Origin of the sequence: Clostridium pasteurianum DSM 525 = ATCC 6013 (assembly GCF_000807255.1) — a bacterium.
GTDB lineage: Bacteria > Bacillota > Clostridia > Clostridiales > Clostridiaceae > Clostridium_I > Clostridium_I pasteurianum.
On record NZ_CP009268.1, the window covers coordinates 4,157,421 to 4,183,281 of the forward strand.

The following is a 25,861-nucleotide window of genomic DNA, read 5'->3' on the forward strand; positions in this document are numbered from 1 at the left end:
TTATGAGTTACATACATTTTACAATAGCGTCTTCTAATATTGCTAGTCCTGCTTCTAACTGCTCATCAGTAATTACTAGTGGTGCTAAAAATCGAATGACATTTCCATAGATACCTGCACTTTCTACCATTAATCCATTTTGAACACATTCTGCAACTACCGCACTTACCAGTGGCGCATTTGGAGTTTTGCTTTCTTGATCTGTTACAAATTCAAGTCCAACCATTCCACCCAGACCTCTTATATCTCCAATCACCTGATATTTTTCCATCCATTTGTGGTATGTATCCATTACTTTTTTTCCAATTTGCATGGATCTATTTTCCAAGTGATCTCTTTCCATAATTTCAATAGTTTTTAGTGCAGAGGCACAGGCCATGCATTACCACAAAACGTTCCACCAATTACTCCTGATGTAACCCCATCCATTATCTCTGCTCTTGCAGTAATTGCACTTAGAGGAAGTCCTGCAGCTATTGATTTAGCAGTGGCTAGAATATCTGGTGCTGCACCCGCCTCTGCCCAATATTCAGATGCAAACATCTTACCAGTACGACAAAAACCTGTTTGTACCTCATCTGCAATTAATAAAATCCCATATTTATCACAGATTTGACGCACTGCTTTCACCCATTCAATAGGAGCTGGAATAAATCCGCCTTCTCCTTGCAGTGGCTCTACTACAATGGCTGCTACATTATCCGCTGGAGAACACTCTTCAAATATTTTCTCTAAACGTTCCACATAATACGCAATAGCATCTTCATCATTCATGCCCTTTGGTTTTCTATAAAGATAAGGGAATTCAGCACGATATACACCATCTGGGAAAGGCCCCATGCCAATTACATAAGCTTTTTTAGACGTCATAGCCATAGTCAACATAGTTCTTCCATGAAAAGCTCCTGAAAAAACTATAATATTATTTCTTTTTGTGTAAGATTTTGCAACTTTAACTGCATTCTCATCAGCTTCTGCACCACTGTTTGCAAAATAGGTTTTCTTCTTTTCTCCTTTTACAGGAACAATTTCGTTCATTTTCTTTGCCAATTCCACATATCCTTCGTGGGTTACCACATTGGCCATTCCATGAAAATATTTCTCAGATTGAACCTTTACTGCTTCAATAATTTCTGGATGACTAAAACCAATATTCAGCACACCTACACCGCCAATCCAATCTAGAAAATGGTTTCCATCTACATCTTCTATCATGGCGTCTTCTCCCCGTTTAATAACGACAGGATATAAGCATTTAATAGCATTCGGAATGTTTTCTTTTCTTTCTCTTATCACTACGTGTGCTTTTGGTCCTGGTACTGTTTCTGTAATAATTCTTGGTAACTCTGTTCTTAGCATAAAAATTCCCCCTCACTCTTATAACAAAAAAAGTATAAACTTCATTATTCTGTATAATTATCACTTGATTAAATATATTCTAACACAGTAAAATACAATATCAACGGTCATACAGCCTACTATTATAGTGATTTTTTGTGCTGGATAAACTAATTTTATTATGATAGAATACAAGCATCAGGAGGAAATAAGCTATGATTAATCTACAAACTGTTTATGAAGATACTAAGTATGCCTTTCATTTGAAATTACTTGCAGGTAACAAAGGTCTTTCCAACATTATGAATTGGGTTTATCTACTTGAGGATATTAATAATTTTTCTTTTTTAAAGGAAAGCGAGTTAATTATAACCACTGGATTAGGATATAGTGGTGAACAATGGCTAATCCAATTTATAAAATCTTTGATAGGTCATCATTCTTGCGGATTAATAATTAATAACGGCAAGTATATACATTCAATTCCTAATTCAGTAATTGACCTTTGTAACAAAGAATCTTTTCCTCTATTTACTATGCCCTGGGATGTACATATTGCTGAGTTAACCAGAGACTATTGTACACGTATCTTTCATAATGAAACTATTAAACAAAGTTTGAAAGATGCCTTTACGTATATATTAACTAAACCTGAGGACACTTATACTTACGAGCATACTTTAAAAGCTCATAATTTTCAATTAGATAGCAACTATTGCTGCATATTAATAAATGTTGCTAAACAATTACAAAACAACTATGCATTTTTACAACACATTGAGATTCTCTGTCGTAACAACATCAATCATTTAACCTATAATTATACTTTGTTTTATTACAAGAAAAGAATGATGCTAATCCTCCAGGATTCACCTAAAAATGATATTGTAGAACTTATGAAATCCCTGCATATTAAACTGATTAAGCAGTCTAGCAACTGCCAGCCCTATATTGGCATTGGCAGTATTGTGAAAGGGGTTAGGAACCTTACCAAGAGCTATCAGCAAGCTTATGCTGCCCTAATGGTTTCTATGAAAGGAGAGCATCCCATTCGACTATTCGATAATATTGGCATATATAAAATTCTGCTTTCTATAAAAGATATGAACATTTTAGAAGAGTACTATAAAGATATTCTATCACCAATTATTGTCTATGATCAGGCACATAAATCTGACTATTTGACCACTTTACGCTTATATATTAAGTATAATGCCAGCGTTCAAAAAGTTGCTGATGAGACCTTTTCACATAGAAATACTATCAATTATCGCATTCGAAAAATAAAGGAATTACTTCATAGTGATTTATCTACCTTGGAAGAACGTTTTCCATACCAAATGGCTTTTTATATTTTGGATATATGGGATGACAATCTTGTAATTCAATAATTTTATTTTCAAATAAATGCATTTGCTAAAAATTTAAAAATACAAATTTTTATATGCTTAAACTTGTAAACTACCCCCATTGCTGTCCAATAAAAGTTCCAAAGGGTACACCAACTATATTAGCCACTGGATATTTTTGATAAAACTTCACCTCTCTTCCTTAAGTCTAATCAATAAATTTCATATAATTAAAATTTATTTCTTTATTTTTAATTATATGAAATTTATACGTTATGTAAATAGATATTTAACATAAATATTTAGATTTCATCCAACATTTTACATGGATAAATTATTAATAAATATTTGCTTATTACTACTTTTTAGTGTACAATGTTACTTGTAATAATAATATACGAATGTTAGAGATAGAGGCGCGATGCTTAAGAGTACCTTTGTGGAGATAAGCACTATGAAACAATGTGAAAGGAATCATCGCCGAAGTTATATAGTTAATGCTTTGAGACTATATTGCTGGTTGTGCATATAATATATGTATAACTGTCACAATTTTGTGGAGAGCTATCCTGAGCAACTTTTATTCTTATGTAATTTGTGTGAATAGAAAAGCCTTGGGGTTAGCCTTGGCTTTTATTTTTTAATAACATTCATTCTGGAGGGATTTTATAATGAACAAAAAATTAAAAGTAGGTTTACTTGGAGGTACTGGTCTTGTTGGACAAAGGTTTGTAACTCTTCTTAATAATCATCCTTACTTTGAAGTTGCAGCTGTTGCAGCAAGCAAACGTTCTGCTGGCAAAAAATATTATGACACTGTAAAAGACAGATGGAAGCTTAGTATACCTATGCCCGATTATATTAAAGATATAGTTGTAAAAGATATTTATGAAATAGATGAAATTGCTAAAGAAGTAGACTTTGTGTTCTGTGCAGTAGATATGCCTAAAGATGAAATAAGAAAAATAGAAGAAACTTATGCAAAACACGAAATACCTGTAGTATCAAACAATTCTGCTCATAGATTTACTGAAGATGTTCCTGTTGTTATCCCTGAAGTAAACCCAGATCATCTTAAAATAATCGATAAACAAAAAGAAAGACTTGGAACAAAAAAAGGTTTTATCACTGCTAAGCCAAATTGTTCAATACAAAGTTATGTACCTGCACTAAGTGCACTTTTAGAATATAAACCAACAAAAATACTTGTATGTACTTATCAGGCCATATCAGGAAGCGGAAAAACTTTTAAAGAATTTCCTGAAATACTTGATAATGTTATCCCTTATATTCCTGGCGAAGAAGATAAGAGCGAAAAAGAACCTCTAAAAGTATGGGGTCATATTGAAGACAATAAAATAGTTTGTGCTAACAATCCAACAATAACTTCTCAGTGTTTAAGAGTACCTGTAGCTGATGGTCATATGGCTGCTGTATTTGTTTCCTTTGAAAAGAAACCTTCAAAAGAGGTTATGCTTGAACACTTTAAGAACTTTAAAGGAAAACCTCAAACTTTAGAGCTTCCAACTGCTCCTGAAAACTTCTTAACTTATTTTGAAGATGATTTCAGACCACAACCAAAGCTTGACAGAGAATTAGAAAAGGGAATGGGAGTAACTATAGGAAGGCTTAGAGAAGATACTGTATTCGACTATAAATTTGTATGTCTATCTCACAACGCACTACGTGGTGCAGCAGGTGGAGCACTTCTAACTGCTGAACTTTTATATAGAGAAGGTTATTTATACTAAGTAATATTACTTTACTAAAAAATAAATGATTGTTATTTAAAAATTGAAGGTTGTAATATAGATGAAACCTCATTTATATTACAACCTTCGACTATTATTTTCAACAGCCTTTAAATAGTCTCTATACACTTCATTAGTTACATGAGGAACTCCTCAAAGAAAGTATGAACAACCTTATCAATTCCTTTAAAAATAAATATTCCTTCATCTGAGTCGCTTCATAAGATTTATTTTGTCACAGCATAAATATAAGTTTTGCCCTTAACACTATTACCTTTTTGAAAAAAATACACTCTAAAAATAAATTTATCACCTTTTCCATTGTATATTATATCTGCTAAGCCTGGTGTCATATCCGTCGTTTCCCCTGGAGAAATATTTTCAATAGCTTTTAGCTTCCCATCCTTTATAGTACCTAAAAAATACATACGCCCATTACCTGTTTTTGTATTCTCATTAGGATACTCATAGTAAATCAGCCCCAATTTATAATTATATCTAACAGCAAAATATCCAGAGTCCTGTTTCTCCTGAAATAGCTTGTAATAAGTATTTTTAGTTGTATCAAGTCTTATTATGCTATTAATTGAACTTCCTGTTCCGGTACTCCTGCTGTTATTAAAATAAATATATTTCCCGTCCTCTGATATTTCAGCATCCTGAAAACCAAGTCCCATTAATTCAATGACTTTATTAAATTTATCTGGTTCTCCTAATGAAAATTCATAGACATCAGTTTTCTCTTCAGTATTTGCTTTTATCCCCTCATATATACTAGTGTAGAAGGTATTTTTTATTTTGTCATAAATTACAGTTTCAAAGTTACCGAGAAAATAGTCTCCCTCATCTGTCATGTGATTAACAAGATTACTTGTAGATAATTTAATTACTTTTCCACTATCAATATCTAATACTTTTAAACCACTAAGTGAATTTAAGTATACATATTTATTACTACCTGCTACAAAATCTGCCGCAAATCCCATATTAAAATCAGAAGAATACTCCACCTTAAAAAGGGTTGTATCTCCTTCTTTTTTTGGATAACTACTTGAAATACCTGTTGACCTGCCAGCTTTGTCAGTGGTTCTCTCTATACTATAATGAGAATACTTTTCTTCAATTTCACTTTTTACTTCTGATAAACCATATATAATCTTTGAAGTACCACTGCTAGTATCATAAATCCATAATTTAAAATCTCTTATAAATAATAGTTTTTTATTGGGATTCTTACCCAAAAAATATTTACCTATAATGTAAGCGTCATTTAATTCATCAATTTTTGTTACTTGTGAAGTCTTTATATTAACATTATATATATTATAATTATTACTAAAATTACCTGCAGAATTAATGGCAATGAAATTCTCATCATCTTTCCAGTAAAGAGGATCATATTCTGAGTTATCCATGGGCAATTCTTTGATTTTGTCCAATTTTATTGTGCTCTTTTCCTGAACTGTGACATCCTTTTTCACATCATTACTTAAAATAACTTTTTTATGATCATAACAAGCAGTCATTCCAAATATAAATACAAAAATTAGTAAAAATAGCAAAACTTTTTTCTTCCAATACAACTTCATAAAATACTCCCTCCAGTTTAAACATTCACAAATAAACAGCTAAAATGCTTCTTATATTTTTCATAAACTATTTATCTTAACATGTCTTAATTTAACTTAATGATAGTTTCCATCCTTCATTAAGTTGTTTCCAAAGTGTTTCCGGAGGAAGGAATTTTTACTATTACTCTAATTACTTCACCATTTTCTATATGAATATATCCATTATGCTCCTTCACAATTTCGCTGCATATATAAAGGCCTAACCCCCTACTAGAACTTTCCTCTGTCTTTATTCCTCTTATAAAGGGTTCGAAAATATTGTTATAAACCTCCTGAGGGATCATTTCACCTTTGTTTGTAACCTGGAGAACAAAAAACTTATCCTCACTGAAGGTCTCTATGAGTATCTGTTCATCCCTTAGGGAGTATTTTATGGCATTATCCAAAATATTTATAACAAGCTGCCTTATTTTATTATTTTGACCTAAGATAAAGCCTGTACTTATATGTCTATTAAAGCTCAAAAAGTATTTTTCAGCCTTTATCTCCATGTCATCACATATTTCATTTATCAGCTTTGACATATCTATTATCTTTTTTTCCTCATCTTCAAAAGATACGCCTTTAGATACGTTGATTAAATCCAGAACCAATTCATGCATTCTTTCACTTTCCATATAAATACGCTGTATGGCTCTTTCCTTAAACTGTGGATCTTCCAGCTTTTTATCTAAAAGCATTTGTGCATATCCTGAAATTGCTGTCAGCGGAGTTTTAAGTTCATGAGTTACATTATTGAAGAACTCCTTTCTCTCTCTTTCCAGCCTTAATGTCTTCTCCTTTTCCGAATTTATTATACCAATCTGGTTTTTTATACTTAACTTCATATTCATAAATTCACTGGAAAGCCTGCCTATTTCATCTTTACTCTTCACTATAAGCTTGACATCATAATTTCCTTCTCCAAAACTTTTTAAGGCATCAGTCAAATTCTTTAAAGGTTTGATAATATAAGATAAGTATACAAAGGAAATAATAAAAATAAGAAAAAAAACGGAGAGTTCTATAATGGTAATGAAATTTATTGCCATAGTATTATAATTGTATAAATCACTATAGCTTTTATTTATTATGATTATACCTATATATTGATCATTGTAAAATAATGGAAAAGACAACATACCATTCACATCTTTTTTGCTATAAGAAATATTAATAACCGCCTTGCCTTCTTTAGCAGTCTCAACGGCTTTATCTACACTATTACTGGTTTTCAGACTGCTGTCATATTCTAATACGGATCCATCCATATCCAATACCTGACTCTGACTACTGTAAGTAGCCATAAAGTAATCGGATATTTCTCCCGCCTCAATTGTAAGTCCCTGCCTATTAAAAGGCAATCTCTTATAAATCATTCTGTAGTTTATATATTCTCTTGAGTTATTCATAATATCCTTCATGGAAACTCTTATAGCATTTTCAAGATTATTTTCAAACACCTGACGTATTAGTAAATTCAATGCTATTCCCATAATCAATAGTATTACAGTCAATCCAACTGTAAACTTTATCCTTATACTGCTCCTCATAACTTCACCTCAGGGCATATCCCACACCAAATATAGTTTCAATAAAAGTTTGTCCACTGTCAAGCTGAAGCCTTGCACGAAGTCTCCTAACATGAACATCAATAGTTCTAAGTTCCCCTTCATAATCCATTCCCCAAACCTTGTCCCAAATCTCTTCCCTTGAAAAAACTCTATTTTTATTTCTCAATAAAAATACCAAAAGTTCATATTCTTTAGGCTTTAACTTAATTTCTTCATCATTCTTAAAAACTTTTCTACTGTGCAAATTGATACTTATTTCTTTGCTTAATTTAACAAAACTTTCACTATATCCCAAATCACTATATTTTTCAACTCTTCTTAATGCCACCTTTACTCTTGTCATTACTTCTTTTATATTGAAGGGCTTTGTAATATAATCATCTGCTCCAAGTTCCAGCCCTAGTACCCTGTCAATTACATCATTTCTAGCCGTGAGCATAATAACTGGCAGCTTATACTCAGCATTAACATATCTGCATAGTTCAAAACCACTTTCATCTGGCAGATTAATATCAAGCAATATTAAATCAGGCTTGTATACCTCCATTAATCTTCTTGCCTCTTTAGATGAAAAAACACTTTTAACTTTATAGCCTTCACTGGTGAGGGCAACTGTTAATATGTCATTTATTGAAAACTCATCCTCTACCACCAATATATTATAATCCATACTTCCACTCCACCTATTTTCTATTATAGTAAAACATAAAATTTATTTTTATAAGTATATCATATATGTACATACTAAATTTTTCAAAGCCTTATTTGTAGTATTTCCTTAAGGCATGTGAAAATAAATAGTAAGTCAAAGATGCGACGAATATTTTGAATCTAACAAGGAAGCAGGTTCCGAGGATAGTGAGCTATCTGAGGGTTCTACTGACGTAGTAGGATTGAAAATAGGCTAGTATACTGACTAGTTATTTATTTGAATATGCCTAAATATAACTAAGGACTTACTTATAAAAAGCAAATCCTACTCACTCATCTGTATATAATGTTTTTTATTATAAACCTATATTTTTGAAATAATTATATATTTTATTCAGTTTTTCCACCTGTTTTCCATTTTCACTTTCCATATTCCCAAATTCAAAAAATTTTACTTTCTTAATTCCTACATAATTAAATAAAGCTTTTTTCATCAAAACTTTGTGTGCATCGTGCAGAAAAAATAATGGATAATTAGTTGGTCCTCTCATAGTTGATATACATACTGCTGATCTTCCCTCTAATAGACCTTCTGATGTAAATCCTTTATACCTATAGGCAAAATTTGATGCAAATATTTGATCTATATATCCTAAAAGCATAGCAGGAGGTCTCCCCCACCATATAGGATATATAAAAACCAGTTTATCTGCCCATATAATCTGTTGTCTATATTTTTCTAATTCAGCATCACAATATAAATTTCTCCTTGGTTTGTCCCTATTAAATACCAACAGTGGATTAAATTTTTCTTCATATAAATCTAATACTTTTATATCTTTAACATTTGAATTTTCATTACTTCCCTGTAATATCTTCTGTAGAAATGAATAGCACAAGCTTTCGTGATTAGGATGTGTATAAATAATTAACAATTTCATTATTTCACCTCATTTACTTATCAAATGATAATAAAATCATAGCATATTGAAATTTACTTGTCAAATGATAATTGTTTTTTGATATGTATTTTGATATGTTATAGCAAGAGGTGATTATTATTGGATAAAAAAATTCTTTTTAATAAATTAATAACATTTACAGCCTCAGTGGAGCGTACTGTACAAGAATTGTCAAAGGATGCAAAACCAGACATGGTTACCCCAGTCCAATTTAGCATTCTTCAATATATAACTATTAACAAACTAGTTACTCTCAGCCAAATTAGTCATTGTGAAGATATATCCATGTCAAATGCCAGCCGGGAAATAAAGAAATTAGAAAATATGGATTTAATAGAAAAGATTGATGATATAGAAGATAAACGAAAGCAATTCATCAGACTTTCAAGAAATGGAGAAATCATAATGAATACAGCTTTCAGCCATATTGAGAGTAGATTTCTCAATATAATTAATAAACTTTGTGAAAATAATTTAGAGGATATATATAATGCCATAGATCTGCTTAATCATAGTTTGTTTATTAGGTAAATTTATAAGCATTAACTATTATACGCTGTTAGCAAGGAGCTATTATGGATATAAAAGAAAAAATCAAAAAATTACCTTATTCTCCTGGAGTGTACTTTATGAAAGATTCATTAAATAGTACAATTTATGTAGGTAAATCAAAGAACTTAAAGAGCAGAGTAAGCTCATATTTTCAAAACTCAAAATCACATTCTCCAAAAGTTTTAAAATTAGTTAAAAATCTAAAAAATTTTGACTATATAACTACAGACACCGAATTTGAAGCTTTTATATTAGAGTGCAAGTTAATAAGAATTATTAAACCCATATATAATAGACAAATGAAAAATCCAAAATCCTATTGTTATATAAAAATAGCATTAGATGAAAAATATCCAGACATTGAAATATGTAATACTTTAGATAAATTTGACAAAAGTATTTATTTTGGACCTTACACCAGTAAAAATACCGTAGAAAGAGCCATTAACGGAATTAAAGAATTTTATAAAATATTGTGCAATACTAACTTTAAAGCATCTGATTCCTGCATGAATTATTCTATGGATTTATGTATAGGTGTTTGCTTAAATGATAATGGAAAAAAGCAGCACAAAACTATCTTAAATAGAATAATACAGCTTTTAAAAGGTGAAGACAAAACTATACTTATAGAGATGGAACAGAAAATGAATACCCTATCAGACAATTTTCACTTTGAAAAAGCTGCCAAATATAGAGATTATATAAATGCGATTAGCTATATGCTTAACAATATAAAAGTAATAAATTTTGCAAAAGAAAACAAAAATATTGCCTTACTGGAAATTCTAAATGAAGATAGTTTCAAATTTTTTCTTATTAGTGATAACAAATTACTTTTTAGCAGTAAATACAATTTAAAAAATATCAAATATAAAAACTTGGAGATTTTATTAAAATCTAAAATTTTATTTTATTTTAAAGATACAAATCTTAGAAAAAGTTTAGAAATTACTCATGAGGAAATAGATGAAGCTCAAATAATCTATAGCTACTTAAAAAATAAATCTAACAACTGCAGATATATAATAATTAAAGAAATGTGGCTGCATGATTTATTCAATGACTATATTGATATACATCTAAAAGAGTTTCTTACTCAATTCACCATATAAAATGTTTTAATTAAAATAAGCTGTAAATAAATTTAGGAAAAATATGTATATAGCAACCTATATACATATTTTAACTTTTTCTATTCTCTTTTTATTGACTTCCTCTATTTGAAATATTATATTTTCATATTCTATAACTTTTTCTTCATCCTTTTTAGGGATTCTTCCCAGCATACTAACTAAAAAACCCCCTATGGTGTCATAACTTTTTGATACCAAATTCAAGTTAAGACGATCATTTAAATCATTTAATGAAAGTAATCCATTTACTATATAAGTATTATTATCGACTTTCCTTATATTAGGTTCATAGTCATCATATTCGTCTTCAATATCTCCCATAACTTCCTCTATAAGATCTTCAATGGTAACTATTCCTGAAAAACCGCCATATTCATCTATTAATACAGCCATATGATTCCTAAAATTTTTTAGTTCCTTAAATAACTTATTTATATTTTTATTTTCATAAACAAAATAAGGTGTATGCAGTATACTTCTAATGTCTATACTTTCAAAACCTTTTTTATGGGCCTCAATTACAACATCTTTAATATTAAGTATACCTATAATATTATCAATATCATCTTCATATACTGGTATTCTTGAATATTTTTCTTCCAATAAGCTATCTAACAAAAGTGTGATAGGTCGATTTACATCAATTAAAAACACTTCAGGCCTTGGTGTCATAACTTCTTTAGCTAATTTATCTTCAAATTCAAATATTCCATTTATCATATCCTTTTCTGCTTCATCTATAACACCCTGTTCCTTTCCTGTTTCTATAAGATATTTTATATCTTCTTTTGATAGTTTTTCATCTGAATCTTCCTTATCTAATCCAGTGATACTTACTAAACTATTGGTAGATACAGAAAGCAATTTTACAAAAGGTATCATTACTTTAGATATATAGAAAATAGGGACTACAGAAAATAATGCAATTGTTTCTGGTTTCTGCAAGGCTATACGTTTAGGAAATAATTCTCCAAACACAAGTGTTATATAAGATAGAGCAATTGTTATAAGTACTAAAGCTATTTCTTTGCTGTAGGGTATATTCAAATTAATCAAAACTGCTGAAAATTTATTAGATATACCTGTAGCAGCAGAAGCACTGGAAAAAAATCCTGCGAAAGTAATTCCCACTTGAATGGTTGATAAAAATTTAGTTGGATCTTCCATGAGTTTTTCTAACAATTTTGCTTTTTTGTTTCCATCTTCTGAAAGAAACTTAATTTTATTTTTATTTAAGGATACTATTGCCATTTCTGCAGATGCAAAAAATGCATTTATTAAAGTCAAAATAGCAATTAATATAAATTGAGATGTCATATGATTAGGCTCAGGTTCGGGTTCTGGTTCCATTAAAATTCCTCCTGTTAAATAAATTTTGTATTATTATAATAATATCATAAAATTCAGTCTTTTTGTAATAATTTTTTTATTTTTTCTGCATTTTTAACAACATATTACTAATTTATTTTCTATTTGTCAATTACTTTCTGTAATGCTTCATAATCTAAATATGTATGTACTGCTGATAAAACCATATATTAAAACTTAATTTAAAACTGCTTCAATATAATAATAGATAGGCTTGTTTCACAATAAATATATATTCATTGCGAAGCAGCCTATCTATTACTATTTATATATTTAAAGGTTTATTCAAAAGGATATACAAATCCCCATTGATTTCTTACTTCACTTAATAAGTGAGTAACATCAATCGATAATTGAAGCTGTTCATGACCTGTTTTATTAGTAATATATTCCTGCATATCTTCTACTTCATAATTAAGGGCTTTTGCTGTTTCTCCTAGTTTAATTTCCTCTGTTCTTCCATCTTCTGTATAAGTTATAGTTGCCTTATCAGCTCTTGGATAATTGTTTACTTCAATATATCCAAGTTCTCCTGCTACAACACCACGTTTTGGCTGCTTTGCCCTCATAGTTAAAGCCATTACTGCCATTTGATCACGGTCATTTTTCATAATAATACCAGATTGTTCATCTACTCCAGTTTCAAAATACTTTGCAGTAGTGAGAATTACATTTGGCTTACTCTCCAAGAAATATCTTGCAAAAGAAGTTGCATAGACTCCTATATCAAGTAATGCTCCACCAGCTAGTTCTTTGCTAAAGAAACGATTTTTAACATCATACTCTTTACAGCTTCCAAAATTAACCTGGACCATTTTTACTTTACCTATAGCGCCTGAATCAACAATTTCCTTTAATTTTTTGTATAAAGGCATATGATATAATGTCATTCCCTCTGTTACAACCAAGTTTTTCTCTTTTGCAATTGCAACTACCTTATCTAATTGCTTTGCATTTACTGTAATTGCCTTTTCACAGAAAACATGTTTACCATTTTTAACTGCCTTTAATAAAAATTCATAGTGAAGATTATGTGGAGTTGATATATATACAATATCAATCTCTGGATTTGCAATCATCTTATCAGCATCATTATAGACATTTGACACATGAAATTTATTTGCAAAATCCTGTGCTTTTTCTAAATTAATATCACATACTGCATAGATTTCACCATTTACTTCATTCAATGCAGTTGCCATTTCCCCACCAATATTACCTGTTCCTAAAATAGCCCAATTGTACTTTTTCATATAAATTCTCCTTCTTTCTAAACTATAAAATTAATTTTATCTAAAATAATGAAATACAAATATATAAATCTTAACTTATTATTATACAGAAGTTACTAACATTAATTATTCAGTAACTGCTAGAGGCTTCTTTAAAAATGCCAGCACAATACAGCCAACTATAGCTCCAATTACTAATGATATAAGATATCCAAAGGGATTCCCTATTAGAGGAAGAACAAATATTCCACCATGAGGAGCTCTGAGTGTACATCCAAAGAACATAGATAGTCCACCAGCTACAGCTGAACCCGCTACACAGGCAGGAATAACTCTTAAAGGATCCTGTGCTGCAAAAGGTATAGCCCCCTCTGATATAAAAGATAATCCTAAAACATAGTTTACAACTCCAGATTTTCTTTCCTTCTCAGTAAATCTATTTTTAAAAAATGTGGTACATAAAGCAATTGCCAGTGGTGGAATCATTCCACCTGCCATAACAGCCGCCATAATTTCATAATTACCTGATGCTAGTTGTGATGTAGCAAACACATAGGATGTTTTATTAATAGGGCCACCCATATCTGTTGACTGCATACCAGCAACAATTATTCCTAGAAGTATTTTACTTGAACCATTCATATTATTTAAAAAGCCAGTTAATCCTGTATTAATCATTCCCATAAATGGATTGATAAAAGTTGTAACTATAGCAACTATCAATATTCCAAGAACCGGATAAATTAAAATTGGTTTAATTCCTGCTATGGCATTAGGCAGCTTGCTAAATAATTTTTTTAATCCCAGTACAACATATCCACCAATAAATCCTGCTAATAGCGCTCCTAGAAAACCTGCATTAATATCTCCTCCTGCTGGATTGGCAAAGGTAATTCCCATCTTTGCAACCATTCCACCAATAAATCCAACGGCAAGTCCTGGTCTATCAGCAATACTCATTCCTATATATCCTGCTAACACAGGTAACATAAGTCCAAATGCCTGCTGACCAATTGTAAGAAGATAAGCCGCAACAGGTGTATTTTTACCAAAATTTGCAGGATTTATAGAATAATCATCAAGTAGAAAAGCCAATGCAATGAGTATTCCTCCACCTATAACAAAAGGAAGCATATGTGATACACCATTCATAAGATGCTTATAAATAGAACGACCAATTCCCTCTTTTTCTTCGGCATTTTCAGATTCTTTTGATTTATTAGAACTATGATAAATAGGAACATCTCCACTTATGGCACGATTTATTAATTCTTCTCCCTTATGAATACCATCAGATACTTTAGTAATAATGACTTTTTTACCATCAAAACGATCCATTTCAACATTTTTATCTGCTGCAACTATAATACCTTCTGCTGCTTCAATTTCTTCTTTCGTTAAAACATTTTTTGCTCCATCTGCACCATTAGTTTCTACTTTTATCGAAATTCCAAGTTTTTTACCCTTCTGTTCTAAGTTTTCTGCTGCCATAAAAGTATGTGCTATACCAGTAGGACACGCTGTAACAGCTAAAACTCTATATCCACCCTTTGAAGAATTCTTTTCTTCTTTAGCCTCCTCTGGAAATTTCTCAGTTTCCTTTTCATCAATAATACTCAAAAATTCTTTTTTACTTTTTGCTGAAATTAACTTGTCTTTAAAATCTTCATCCATAAGTATGGTAGATAATCTAGCTAAAACTTGAAGATGTATATCTCCGCCACCTTCTGGTGCAGCAATCATAAAAAATAATTTAGAAGGCTCACCATCAAGTGCATCATAATCTACTCCTTCTGGAATTACCATAGCTGAAAGTGTTGCTGTTTTTACAGCTTTATTTTTAGCATGAGGAATAGCTATTCCTCCTCCAATACCCGTTGAACAATGTTCTTCTCTTTGCAACACACCTTTTTTATATTCTTCAATATCTTCAATATTGCCTGAATTATTCATTAACTCTAACAATCTACCGATAACGTTTTCTTTTGTGTTAATATTTTTGTCAGCATTGAGTTCAATACATTGTTCTTTTAATAGATCCTTAATACGCATATAAAAATCCTCCTTAATAGTATAATAATTTTTATCTAAATTTCTAATTCTTAAATTTAAAACTAAAAAATATGATGACTAAACTATTTTAAATAAATAAAACTTCATAAATTCTCATATAAAATAATTCAATACAACTAACTATATAAAATAATATTAACTTTAGAGTCAGACTTACTTTTACATAAAAATTATATTTATATTGCATTCCTATATTCATTTATGTTTTTTTATTAGTAAATATATGAATCTTTTTTCTTACCTCCTATAATATTTTTTTCTTTTGTTTATATATCTAATATATTATGATAGATTAATTTTGTCAATATACTTTATATAAAAATTATTTTCATATATGATTATAAATGATTTTTATGGGATATATATAGTTATTCTTATGTAAAAATTTGCATATATAGGTTGTTAGTATACAAATATTAACAATATATAAATATAATCTTATAAATTATCTATCTATTTTATTGCATTACGAAAATCATCCCTTAAACAATAATTTTAAAGCTCTATAATATAAAAAACCTCCAATATAGAATAGAAGCAGTGTTAGTAATTTACTCACTACAACTAAAATATATTGAAGGTATGTCCAAAATGGACAATAACAGTTTAGCACATATTAAATATACCATACTTATACTCGTAATTGCCAGCTATATTATATTAGATATATGACAATTTACAATTCATAAATTTACCTGTAAACTTTAAATTTCAGGGCATTTCTTATATCATTAATGGACTTTTCTCTTTTAAAATATAAAATTTTAGCTTCCTCCAAAGAAATTTTCTTAAATATAACTTTTTCATTAGGTTTTAATTGTACAATTTTAGAAATATCTACAGAAGCTATTTGAGCAATTTTAGGATATCCCCCTATAGTCTGCCTATCTGCCAAAAGTATAATGGGATTTCCATCTGGAGGTACTTGAATAGTTCCAAGATATACTGGTTCAGAAATCATCTCCAGTGGTTCTCTTAAATTTAATTTAACTCCATTCAATCGATAACCCATTCTATCAGACTTTACTGATATATTAAATTGTGACTTAAAAAATTCATTTATACTCTCCTGGGTAAAGTTTTCAAATTGTCTTTCTCTAAAAACTCTTATACTATTAACTTTACCTTTAGTACGTTTTATATGATTTACATACCATTTAGGAAATATGTACTTGTTCATAGAAGATATTGAAGAAATTCTTTTTATAATATCAATTGATGCTTCTTTAGAATTTTCAAGTTCTATTATATCATCTTTTTTCAAAGTTCTTCCTTTATACCCTCCAATTCCAGCTTTAATGTAGGTACTCTTACTTTCCATAATATTTTTCAATTTAAATCCTCCAGCAAAAGCTAAATAAGATCTGCATCCAGATTTACAAGGGCCAAATTTTAATAAACTATCTTCCTTTAAATAGATGGGTCTCCACATGGGCGCATCCCGTCCATCTATTGTAGGTGAAATATCAGCTCCCGTTATGGCAAGAAGAGTTCCTTTTTCAAGCATTAATTCTGGGCCAATCAATGTAATCTCAAAAGCTGCCTCTCCTTCCTTATTTCCAACTAAAATATTTGCAATTCGCAGTGCTTCCAAATCCATTGCCCCACCAACTACAACACCATATTTTTGAAATCCCGGCCTTCCTAAATCCTGAATAGTTGTAAATAGTCCTGGATTTAAAACTTTTATATTCACTTTTTATTCCCCATCTCTTCATATTCCTCAAAGGAAATTGGATAAAATTTCACTATATCTCCTGCCCTAAGCAAAGTTGGCGGCTCTTCTTCAGGTCTAAACAATTTTAATGGCGTACTGCCAATAATCTGCCAGCCGCCAGGAGTACTTATAGGATATACTCCAGTTTGCTCTCCTGCAATACCTACAGCTCCTTTCGGAATAGCAGTACGAGGTGATTTACGCCTTGGAGTAGCTATACTTTTACTCATTCCTCCCAAGTAAGGAAATCCTGGTGCAAACCCAATCATGTAGACAATATATTTGCCCTTAGAGTGAATTTTTACTACTTCATCTATTGAGATCTTATTATAATCTGCTACATATTGAATATCTGGTCCAAATTTATCTCCATAGCATACTGGAATTTTAACAATTCTTCTATTCTTTTCATAAGGTAATTTTAAATTGCAAAGTATATTTTTAAGAATTAAGTACACTTCTTCATAATTTGATTCCATTGGATTATAGATTACAGCTACACTTGAAAAAGCTGGTATGTATTCAACCATTCCCTTAAAAGGATGTTTATCCAAATACTCACAAAATGCTTTTACTATTTCCTGTATATCTTCATTAATAGTTTCCCCAAATTCAATTAGAATTGATGTTTCATTTACTTCAATAATATCCATATCAGTACTCCAAAAAATTAATATTAATTCTATACTTTTCAAATAAATTATATACTAAAATTATTTATTTCTATATTACATTTTTCAAGAGATTCTTTAATTTGACTTGTAAATTCCAGTGCATGTTTACCATCCCCGTGAACGCAAACTGTATCTGCTTTTATTTCTATATCTTTACCTTGCTGACATTTAACCAGTCCTTCTTTTATCATGCGCACTACTCTGGTTACTGCCTCATTGGTATTAGTAATCATCGCCTCTGGATTGCTTCTAGAAGTAAGAGATCCATCCCGTTGATAAGTTCTATCTGCAAATACTTCACTGGCAATTTTAACCCCAACTTTTTCTCCCTGAATAATAAGTTCACTGCCAGCTAATCCAAATAAAATCAGTTCAGGATCCACCTTATATACTGCTTCTGCAACAGCTCTTGCAATTTTGCTGTCCCTTGCCGCTATATTATAAAGTGCTCCATGAGGTTTTACATGCTGCAATTTACTTCCTTCCGATTTTACAAATCCATAGAGTGCCCCTATTTGATACACAACTATATTATAGGCATCCTCTGGAGATATGTTTATATTACGTCTTCCAAAGCCAACTAAATCCTGAATTCCAGGATGTGCTCCAATGGCTACATTATTTAAAAGAGCTAATTTTACAGTTTTTCTCATTACGCTTGGATCACCAGCATGAAATCCACAGGCAATATTAGCAGATGTAATATATGGCAATACCAATTCGTCATTACCTAATTTATAAACTCCAAAGCTCTCTCCTAAATCGCAATTTAAATCTACTTTGTACATAATAACCTTCCTCTTTTACCCTGCAATTTCTTCTATATATAAATCCTTTTTATACTTTACAGTTACATTTTCAATGTTTTTAGCAGTAACTATTTACCACAAAATATTCTCACAATAATAGTGAAATTTTATTTATGTTTTTTTGTCTTTTATTAACAAACTCATAATATCATATTATTTTCAATAATCCAATCAATCTATCATTATGTAGATTTCTCTATATAATGTGATATAAATAAAGACACTAAATTTATATTAGCATCTTTATAAAACTTCATAATTAATTTATTTTCACTTTTACATCAATATATTATTGTATTCATATTAAATAACCTTTTTAACATCATACAGAGAATTTAAAACTAACCAATTCTGTGGAAAATATCTCCCTATAGTCCAATAACTTATACCTGCAAGTTTAAATTCATTAGCCAATTCCAGCTTTGCTCTGATACTTCTAGCATCCTCAAACCAAACTTCATGCTCTCTTCCATTACTTTCATAATAATTAAAATAGGGAGCTTGAGACAATCTATCATATTGTATTTCTGCCCCTACTCTAGCTGCAAGATTAACTGCTCCTACATTTGAAACAGTATTTGCTCTATTACCTCTTTTAAAAGGCAGAGGCCAATCATATCCATAGTTTGGTATACCCATAAATATTTTATTCCTAGGTATAACAGTAACAGCATAATCTAAAACTCTCCTTACAGAATTGATGGGTGCTACTGCCATTGGTGGTCCATAGGTATATCCCCATTCATAGGTCATCAATATAACATGAGATACGACTTCACCGTGAACAGGATAATCATGCCCTTCATATAAAATTCCTGTCTGATTACCTGATATTTTAGGTGCCAATGCAGTTGTAACAGGATAACCTAATGGTTTTAATTTTTCCACAGCTTTTCTAAGAAAATTATTGTATAATTCTCTATCCTCAGCATAGATATACTCAAAATCAACATCTAATCCATAATAGTTTTTTGCTTTTAAAGTTTCAATCACATTATTTAAAAGTTTATTCTGCAGCTGTTCACTGGACAAAATTGTTCTGGCTAAGTCACTGCTAAAACCTCCTCCTGGCAGGAGATTACTGATGACTAAAAGGGGAGCAACTCCTGCTGCTCTTGCTGCTTCTATTAACGGCGTATCATTAATCTCTCTTAGCGAACCATCTTCCTTTACTTCATGGCTAAATATACTCAAATATGTCAAATTAGGTAAAGTCTTTCTCAACACTTCCATATTTATATTGGGGAAGGCATATCCATTTACTTCAATGGTTCCAAATTTTCTTGTCCTAGAAGGTATTCTTAAAACCTGCCCTGGATATATTAAATCTGGATTAGTTATTTGAGGATTTGCAGCAATTAATTCATTAACAGTCATTCCATAAGCTGCGGCAATTGAATATAAACTCTCATTAGGAGTTACAATATGTTTTCTTATGCCTTCAAGAATCACCAAAGTTTGACCTACTACTAGCCTATCAGGATTTGTAAGTTCATTATCTGATATTATTTTATCAGCAGAAACTTTATATAACCGCGATATAGAATAAACAGATTCACCATTATTCACAACATGTATAATCAACTAACTTACCACCTTTTACATACTTAAAATTATTATATGAATACTAATAAATATTTAATACAATTTCTATAATATTTGCTATTCATCCCCAATAATATATGACTTAGGAAAATTTCCTTCTTTAAGGCATCTTAATAAAAGTTAGCTTATACATGTTTAAATGTATAGTAACAACTTTAACTTCAGCCTTTCTAGTTTCTTTAAACAAGCTTTCACTAAAATGATTAATTCCCTCTTTTGCAGCTGAAAAAGCCCTGGGAAGTTTCCCAAGGCTACTTTGGTTATTAATTCATACTTTATAGTTTAATAATATTTGCCATTATCATAAAAATAACTAAATTGCATCAAAAAAACTTAATTGATCTTTTTCAGGAAGACCTTTTAAACATCCAAACTTTCTTAGTGAATCTATAGCTGAATTACCTATTTTAGCACGTTTTTTCAAATCTTCTACAGAGTTTATAGGTATTTCCTCTTGGGCTGCATTATATATCCCCTCTGCTGCCACATTTCCCATACCTGATATACTATTTATAGGAGGCCTCAATCCCTCTTCCTCCACCAAAAATTGTGTGGCATGAGATTTATACAAATCAATAGGAAGAATTTTAATGCCTCTTTCATACATTTCCAAAACCAATTCCAAATCATCATACATATCCTTATCCTTAGGAGGAGCCTGCATACCCATACTTTCAATTTCCTTCATCTTTGCTTTAACCTTTTCTTTTCCAAAAATCATAAATTCTGCATCGAAAGCTTTTGCTCTGATGGTGAAGTATGCTGCATAATAAGCCTTAGGTATGTGAACCTTAAACCAGGCTATTCTAAAGGCCATCATTACATAAGCTGCAGCATGAGCCTTAGGAAACATATACTTTATCTTTTTACAGGATTCTATATACCATTCCGGTACTTCATGCTCCCTCATTAAGGCCTCATATTCCACAAATTTAGGCTCCTTTAATGCCTTTCCCTTACGTACTGTCTCCATTATCTTAAAGGCAGAGTTTGGAGGCAGACCTTTTTTGATAAGATAAACCATGATATCATCTCTTGTACATACTGCTTCACTTATACTGGTGACTATTCCCTCATCAATTAAGTCCTTGGCATTTCCAAGCCACACATCAGTACCATGGGAAAGTCCTGATATACATATTAAATCTGTAAAGGTCTTTGGCATAATATCTAAAAGCATTCCTCTTACAAACTTGGTACCAAACTCAGGTATACCGAAAGTTCCCACCTTTGAATTTACCTGCTCAGGTGTTACTCCTAGAGCTTCTGTAGATGAAAATATAGACATAGTTTTCTTTTCATCCATAGGTATAGTTTTTGGATCTACTCCAGTTATATCCTGCAGCATTCTTATAACTGTTGGATCGTCATGCCCCAATATATCCAGCTTCAATAGATTCTGATCAATAGAGTGATAATCAAAATGGGTTGTTATAATATCCGAATTTGGATCATCAGCAGGATGCTGAACGGGACAAAATTCGAAAATTTCTCTTCCCTTAGGCACAACAATTATTCCACCAGGATGCTGACCTGAAGTTCTTTTTATTCCTGTACAGCCTTTTGAGATTCTAGTAATCTCTGCCTTATTTACTGTAAGATTCTTTTCATCCAAATACTTTTTTACATATCCAAAGGCTGTTTTTTCCGCTACAGTACCTATAGTTCCGGCCTTAAAAGTTGTGCCCTTTCCAAAGATAACCTCTGTATATTTATGTGCCTTTGCCTGGTATTCTCCTGAAAAGTTTAAGTCTATATCTGGTTCTTTGTCTCCATTGAACCCTAAGAAAGTTTCAAAGGGAATATCTATTCCATCCTTAGCCATTTGCTCTCCACATACAGGACAACATTTATCCGGCAAGTCGAAACCATTTTTAAAACCATAATCTTTAAAATCAGAATGCTTGCATTTTGGACACCTGTAATGAGGCGGCAGTGCATTTACCTCTGTTATACCAGTCATATATGCTACTACAGAGGAACCAACGGAACCTCTGGAACCGACTAGATATCCATCTTCATTTGATTTCCATACTAGTTTTTGAGCAATTATATACATTACGGAGAAACCATTTTTTATAATGGATTCCAGCTCCTTATCCAGTCTTTGCTTAACTAGTTCAGGAAGTGGATCTCCATACAGTTCATGAGCTTTTTCATAGGTAATATCCTTAATGGTCTGTTCACAGCCATCTATATGTGGTGTAGCTTTTACTGGTGATATTGGACTTATTCTCTCGCACATATCCGATATTTTATTAGTATTTGTAACTACAACCTCATAAGCCTTTTCTTTACCTAAATAGGAAAACTCCTGAAGCATTTCCTCGGTAGTCCTTAAATATAATGGAGCCTGATTATCTGCATCTTTAAAGCCCTGACCGGCTTCAAGTATACGCCTATATATCTCATCCTCAGGATCCATGAAATGAACATCACCTGTAGCTACTACAAGTTTATTCAGTTTTTCTCCAAGATGTATAATTTTTTTATTAATTTCCTTTAGATATTCTCTGTTAGGTACCTGTTCCTGCCTTACTAAATAATCATTATTGCCTAGAGGCTGAATTTCCAGATAATCATATTCTTCTGCAATAGCTTCAATTTCCTCATCTGATTTTCCAAGAAGTATTGCCTGATATAATTCTCCTTCACTACAAGCACTACCAAGAATTAAACCCTCTGAATATTTTTTATACATACTCTTTAATATACGAGGCTTTTTATAGAAATAATCTAAATTGGAATAAGATACAAGTCTGTATAAATTCTTTAAGCCCACATAATTTTTTGCAAATATTATTGCATGATAAGTCCTAAGCTTTTTATATTCCTGCTTTTTAGACTCTTCATCTGAAGCATATAAATCTATATCCTCAATGGTTTGGCATCCTCTTTCCCTTAGTTTTCCAAGCATTACTTCAAAAACCTTAACAGTAGTATCAACATCATCTAAAGCTCTGTGAGCAACTTCCACCTTTATACCAAGGTGTTTTGCAATTCTTCCTAATTTATAGGTTTTAAAATCAGGGAAAACCTCCTGTGCCAGAGACAAAGTATCTAAATATGTAAAGTCAAAGTCATAGCCTAAAACTCTAGCATTATGCTTTAAAAATCCCACATCAAATCCAGCATTGTGAGCAACTAAAACACTCCCCTTAATAAACTCCAACATTTTAGGAAAAACCTGTTCTATAGTTTCAGCATTTCTCACCATATCATCAGTTATATTAGTAACCTCTACAACCCTTGCAGGAATAGGCTTTTCAGGATTTACAAAACAGCTGAACTGGTCTATTACCTTACCCTCTTTATATTTCATGATTCCTATTTCAGTAATTTTTTCAGTTACTGGTGAAAATCCGGTGGTTTCTAAATCCAGCACACAATACGTGGTGTCAATACTTTGGCCCTTAGTATTTGTTACTGATGGCTTTTTATCCGGAGCCAAATAGGCCTCTACTCCATACAGCACCTTCATATCAGGATTATCTCTACCTAAAAGCTTATGTGCCTCTGGAAAGGCCTGAACTACTCCATGATCTGTTATGGCAATTGACCTCATGCCCCAGCTCATAGCTCTTTTAATCAAGTCAGTAGCACTGGTCATGGCATCCATTTGACTCATCTGTGTATGCATATGCAGCTCAACTCTCTTCACCTCTGTATTATCCTGTCTCTTAGCTCTCTTTACACCTTGAGTTTCTATTATGGTATTAGCAATCATCTCAACTTCCCCAGAAAATTTACTATAACCTGCATTTCCTACAAGCTTAACGCCCTTAGCTTTTTTAAGCTTAGGTAATACTTTATCATCTTCACCTGGCTTCAAGAAAGTCTTACAAGTCATAGAACTTGAACCATCGTACAGATCAAAGGAAACTAATGTCTTTCCGCTCTTCAATTCCTTTGCTTCCATATTGGATATTTCACCCTCTAAGGCTATCCTACCCTCATCGGGTGTAATGTCAGTAATCTTTATTACAGTTTCCTTAATTTTAGCATTTCTTCCTACTATCAAGGATGAATCAATCTTTTTACCATTGGTCTCTATTTCTGCTTTTACTTCCTGTTTTTTATTTCCAACTTCCTTAGACAATTTAGGACTATTACTGTTTAAATCCTTCTTAATCTTATTTATAACCTCAAACATTTTCTTATTATTTATTTCCTCTTGTAAGTTTAATTCTCCACTATTTACCTTATCAACAAAATTTATTTTATATGTAGTACCATAAAATGTTTTTATAGCCTTATAAAGTTGCTTGTCATAATTCATAGATTTTAAAAAATTTGATACAGCAATTTTAAAATTAAAATTTATAGTATTTTCATCTACCTGAAATTCACTATTATTTAAAATTGTCTTTAAAACAGGATGTTTATCCGCCAGTAAAAATACAATATTTTTAAGTTCCTCTTCTATAGGCTTTTTATCCGTTCCATCAGCATACTTTACAGAAATTATAGAATCTCTTAATGAAAATCTTTTTCTTATAAATCTGTTAAGATCTTGAAATTCCCTTATTTCAATATATTTATCTGAACTAATTTTCATCTCCAGACGTTTACTTTTCTTGCTTAATACTACCGATTCTACAAGGGCAGTATTTATATTACCCTTTACTGTATAATCACTAAAAATTTCATTTATTCTTTTCATAGAATTCTTTACCTCTCTTCAAAATTTTTAGCACTTTATTATTATATAGAAAGACTTATAATTTGTCATGTAGAAAATTTTATATGTCATATATAATAAGTATACCCTTTTATTGGTTAAATCACTATATGTAAATATTATTATAATTCATCAAAATTCATACACAAATTGGAAAAAAAGAAAAAAGCACTCATTTTCTTAATTAGTGTGCTTTTTTCTTAATCAAATCCATTCGCTTATAGTCAAATTTAGAGTAGTAATACGGCTCTTAAAGACATCAAATATAAATAATTTTGAGAATAACCTAAGTCATTTATGATACGGTTCACCCTTCATTATCCTAAAACCTCTATAAATTTGCTCCAGCAGCATAACTCTAAATAACTGATGAGGAAAAGTCATCTTTGAAAAACAAAGTCTATAATTAGCTCTATTTAAAACTGATTCCGATAATCCCAAAGAACCTCCAATGAGAAAAGCTATATTGCTTTCTCCTTTTACTCCTAAGTCCTTAATAAAACCTGACAATTCTTCAGAAGATAACATTTTGCCCTTTAAATCTAAAGCCACCACGTGCATATTATCTTTAATATATTTTAATATAAGCTGACCTTCTTTATTCTTTATAATTTCCTCATCTTTAGCTGAAGCATTATCTGGGGTCTTCTCATCTTGAAGCTCTATTATATCCAATTTGCAGTATCTAGAAAGTCTCTTTTTATATTCCGCTATAGCCTCTCTAAGATATTTTTCCTTTATTTTGCCTACAGTGATTAGAGTTATATTCAAAGTTGTTT

17 protein-coding genes, 1 pseudogene and 1 riboswitch are annotated in these 25,861 nt (G+C 31.1%); of the genes and pseudogenes, 4 read left to right on the forward strand and 14 right to left on the reverse strand.

Annotated features, from left to right (window positions below):
• Nucleotides 1-7: 7 nt before the first annotated feature.
• Nucleotides 8-1,359, reverse strand: a pseudogene (locus CLPA_RS18995) (aspartate aminotransferase family protein).
• A 194-nt stretch (nucleotides 1,360-1,553) separates the two neighbouring features.
• Between CLPA_RS18995 and CLPA_RS19000 the strand changes: the two are divergent.
• Together CLPA_RS19000 and asd are read left to right on the forward strand one after the other, a co-directional pair.
• A complete protein-coding gene (locus CLPA_RS19000; RefSeq protein ID WP_003445219.1) occupies nucleotides 1,554-2,729 on the forward strand; it encodes a PucR family transcriptional regulator in 1,176 nt (391 codons plus the stop codon).
• A 361-nt stretch (nucleotides 2,730-3,090) separates the two neighbouring features.
• Nucleotides 3,091-3,262: riboswitch (Lysine riboswitch) on the forward strand.
• Between the two features lie 96 nt (nucleotides 3,263-3,358).
• Entirely contained in the window at nucleotides 3,359-4,438 is a 1,080-nt protein-coding gene (gene asd / locus CLPA_RS19005) for an aspartate-semialdehyde dehydrogenase (protein WP_003445218.1), read from the forward strand.
• Between the two features lie 227 nt (nucleotides 4,439-4,665).
• On the opposite strand, the gene CLPA_RS19010 is transcribed toward asd, so the two are convergent.
• The 4 genes from CLPA_RS19010 to CLPA_RS19025 all read right to left on the reverse strand — a co-directional run bounded on the left by CLPA_RS19010 (nucleotide 4,666) and on the right by CLPA_RS19025 (nucleotide 9,214).
• Nucleotides 4,666-6,027 (reverse strand): hypothetical protein, encoded by a 1,362-nt coding sequence (locus CLPA_RS19010; RefSeq protein WP_003445217.1) that lies wholly within the window; start codon nucleotides 6,025-6,027, stop codon nucleotides 4,666-4,668.
• Nucleotides 6,028-6,146: 119 nt separating this feature from the next.
• Nucleotides 6,147-7,601, reverse strand: coding sequence for a sensor histidine kinase (locus tag CLPA_RS19015; protein WP_003445216.1), 1,455 nt, complete (start codon nucleotides 7,599-7,601; stop codon nucleotides 6,147-6,149).
• Nucleotides 7,602-7,605: 4 nt separating this feature from the next.
• On the reverse strand, nucleotides 7,606-8,292 hold the full coding sequence (locus CLPA_RS19020; protein ID WP_003445214.1) for a response regulator transcription factor: 687 nt from the start codon (nucleotides 8,290-8,292) through the stop codon (nucleotides 7,606-7,608).
• 337 nt (nucleotides 8,293-8,629) lie between these two features.
• Nucleotides 8,630-9,214, reverse strand: coding sequence for an NAD(P)H-dependent oxidoreductase (locus tag CLPA_RS19025; RefSeq protein ID WP_003445212.1), 585 nt, complete (start codon nucleotides 9,212-9,214; stop codon nucleotides 8,630-8,632).
• Nucleotides 9,215-9,334: 120 nt separating this feature from the next.
• On the opposite strand from CLPA_RS19025, the gene CLPA_RS19030 reads away from it, so the two are divergent.
• Nucleotides 9,335-9,766: a MarR family winged helix-turn-helix transcriptional regulator gene (locus tag CLPA_RS19030; protein ID WP_003445210.1), complete on the forward strand. Its 432-nt coding sequence runs from the start codon at nucleotides 9,335-9,337 to the stop codon at nucleotides 9,764-9,766.
• A gap of 44 nt (nucleotides 9,767-9,810) precedes the next feature.
• Nucleotides 9,811-10,902, forward strand: coding sequence for a UvrB/UvrC motif-containing protein (locus tag CLPA_RS19035; protein ID WP_003445207.1), 1,092 nt, complete (start codon nucleotides 9,811-9,813; stop codon nucleotides 10,900-10,902).
• Between the two features lie 57 nt (nucleotides 10,903-10,959).
• On the opposite strand, the gene CLPA_RS19040 is transcribed toward CLPA_RS19035, so the two are convergent.
• From CLPA_RS19040 to rlmH, 9 genes are all read right to left on the reverse strand, one after another.
• Nucleotides 10,960-12,273: a hemolysin family protein gene (locus tag CLPA_RS19040; protein WP_003445204.1), complete on the reverse strand. Its 1,314-nt coding sequence runs from the start codon at nucleotides 12,271-12,273 to the stop codon at nucleotides 10,960-10,962.
• A 299-nt stretch (nucleotides 12,274-12,572) separates the two neighbouring features.
• Complete coding sequence (locus tag CLPA_RS19045; RefSeq protein WP_003445201.1) at nucleotides 12,573-13,544, reverse strand: Gfo/Idh/MocA family protein; 972 nt, start codon at nucleotides 13,542-13,544, stop codon at nucleotides 12,573-12,575.
• Between the two features lie 105 nt (nucleotides 13,545-13,649).
• Entirely contained in the window at nucleotides 13,650-15,575 is a 1,926-nt protein-coding gene (locus CLPA_RS19050) for a PTS fructose transporter subunit IIABC (protein WP_003445198.1), read from the reverse strand.
• 712 nt (nucleotides 15,576-16,287) lie between these two features.
• Nucleotides 16,288-17,292, reverse strand: coding sequence for a 5-oxoprolinase subunit C family protein (locus tag CLPA_RS19055; RefSeq protein WP_003445195.1), 1,005 nt, complete (start codon nucleotides 17,290-17,292; stop codon nucleotides 16,288-16,290).
• The gene (gene pxpB, locus CLPA_RS19060) at nucleotides 17,289-17,966 is read right to left on the reverse strand and encodes a 5-oxoprolinase subunit PxpB (protein ID WP_003445193.1); all 678 of its coding nucleotides are present in this window, start codon (nucleotides 17,964-17,966) and stop codon (nucleotides 17,289-17,291) included. The genes CLPA_RS19055 and pxpB overlap by 4 nt, the downstream gene beginning before the upstream one ends.
• A gap of 47 nt (nucleotides 17,967-18,013) precedes the next feature.
• The gene (locus CLPA_RS19065; protein WP_003445177.1) at nucleotides 18,014-18,775 is read right to left on the reverse strand and encodes a LamB/YcsF family protein; all 762 of its coding nucleotides are present in this window, start codon (nucleotides 18,773-18,775) and stop codon (nucleotides 18,014-18,016) included.
• Between the two features lie 324 nt (nucleotides 18,776-19,099).
• On the reverse strand, nucleotides 19,100-20,380 hold the full coding sequence (locus CLPA_RS19070; RefSeq protein ID WP_003445175.1) for a LysM peptidoglycan-binding domain-containing protein: 1,281 nt from the start codon (nucleotides 20,378-20,380) through the stop codon (nucleotides 19,100-19,102).
• 334 nt (nucleotides 20,381-20,714) lie between these two features.
• Nucleotides 20,715-25,064 carry a DNA polymerase III subunit alpha gene (polC, locus tag CLPA_RS19075; protein ID WP_003445173.1) on the reverse strand — a complete coding sequence of 1,450 codons (4,350 nt, stop codon included), beginning with the start codon at nucleotides 25,062-25,064 and terminating at the stop codon, nucleotides 20,715-20,717.
• A 309-nt stretch (nucleotides 25,065-25,373) separates the two neighbouring features.
• Nucleotides 25,374-25,853 (reverse strand): 23S rRNA (pseudouridine(1915)-N(3))-methyltransferase RlmH, encoded by a 480-nt coding sequence (rlmH, locus tag CLPA_RS19080; protein WP_003445172.1) that lies wholly within the window; start codon nucleotides 25,851-25,853, stop codon nucleotides 25,374-25,376.
• Between the last annotated feature and the right edge of the window lie 8 nt (nucleotides 25,854-25,861).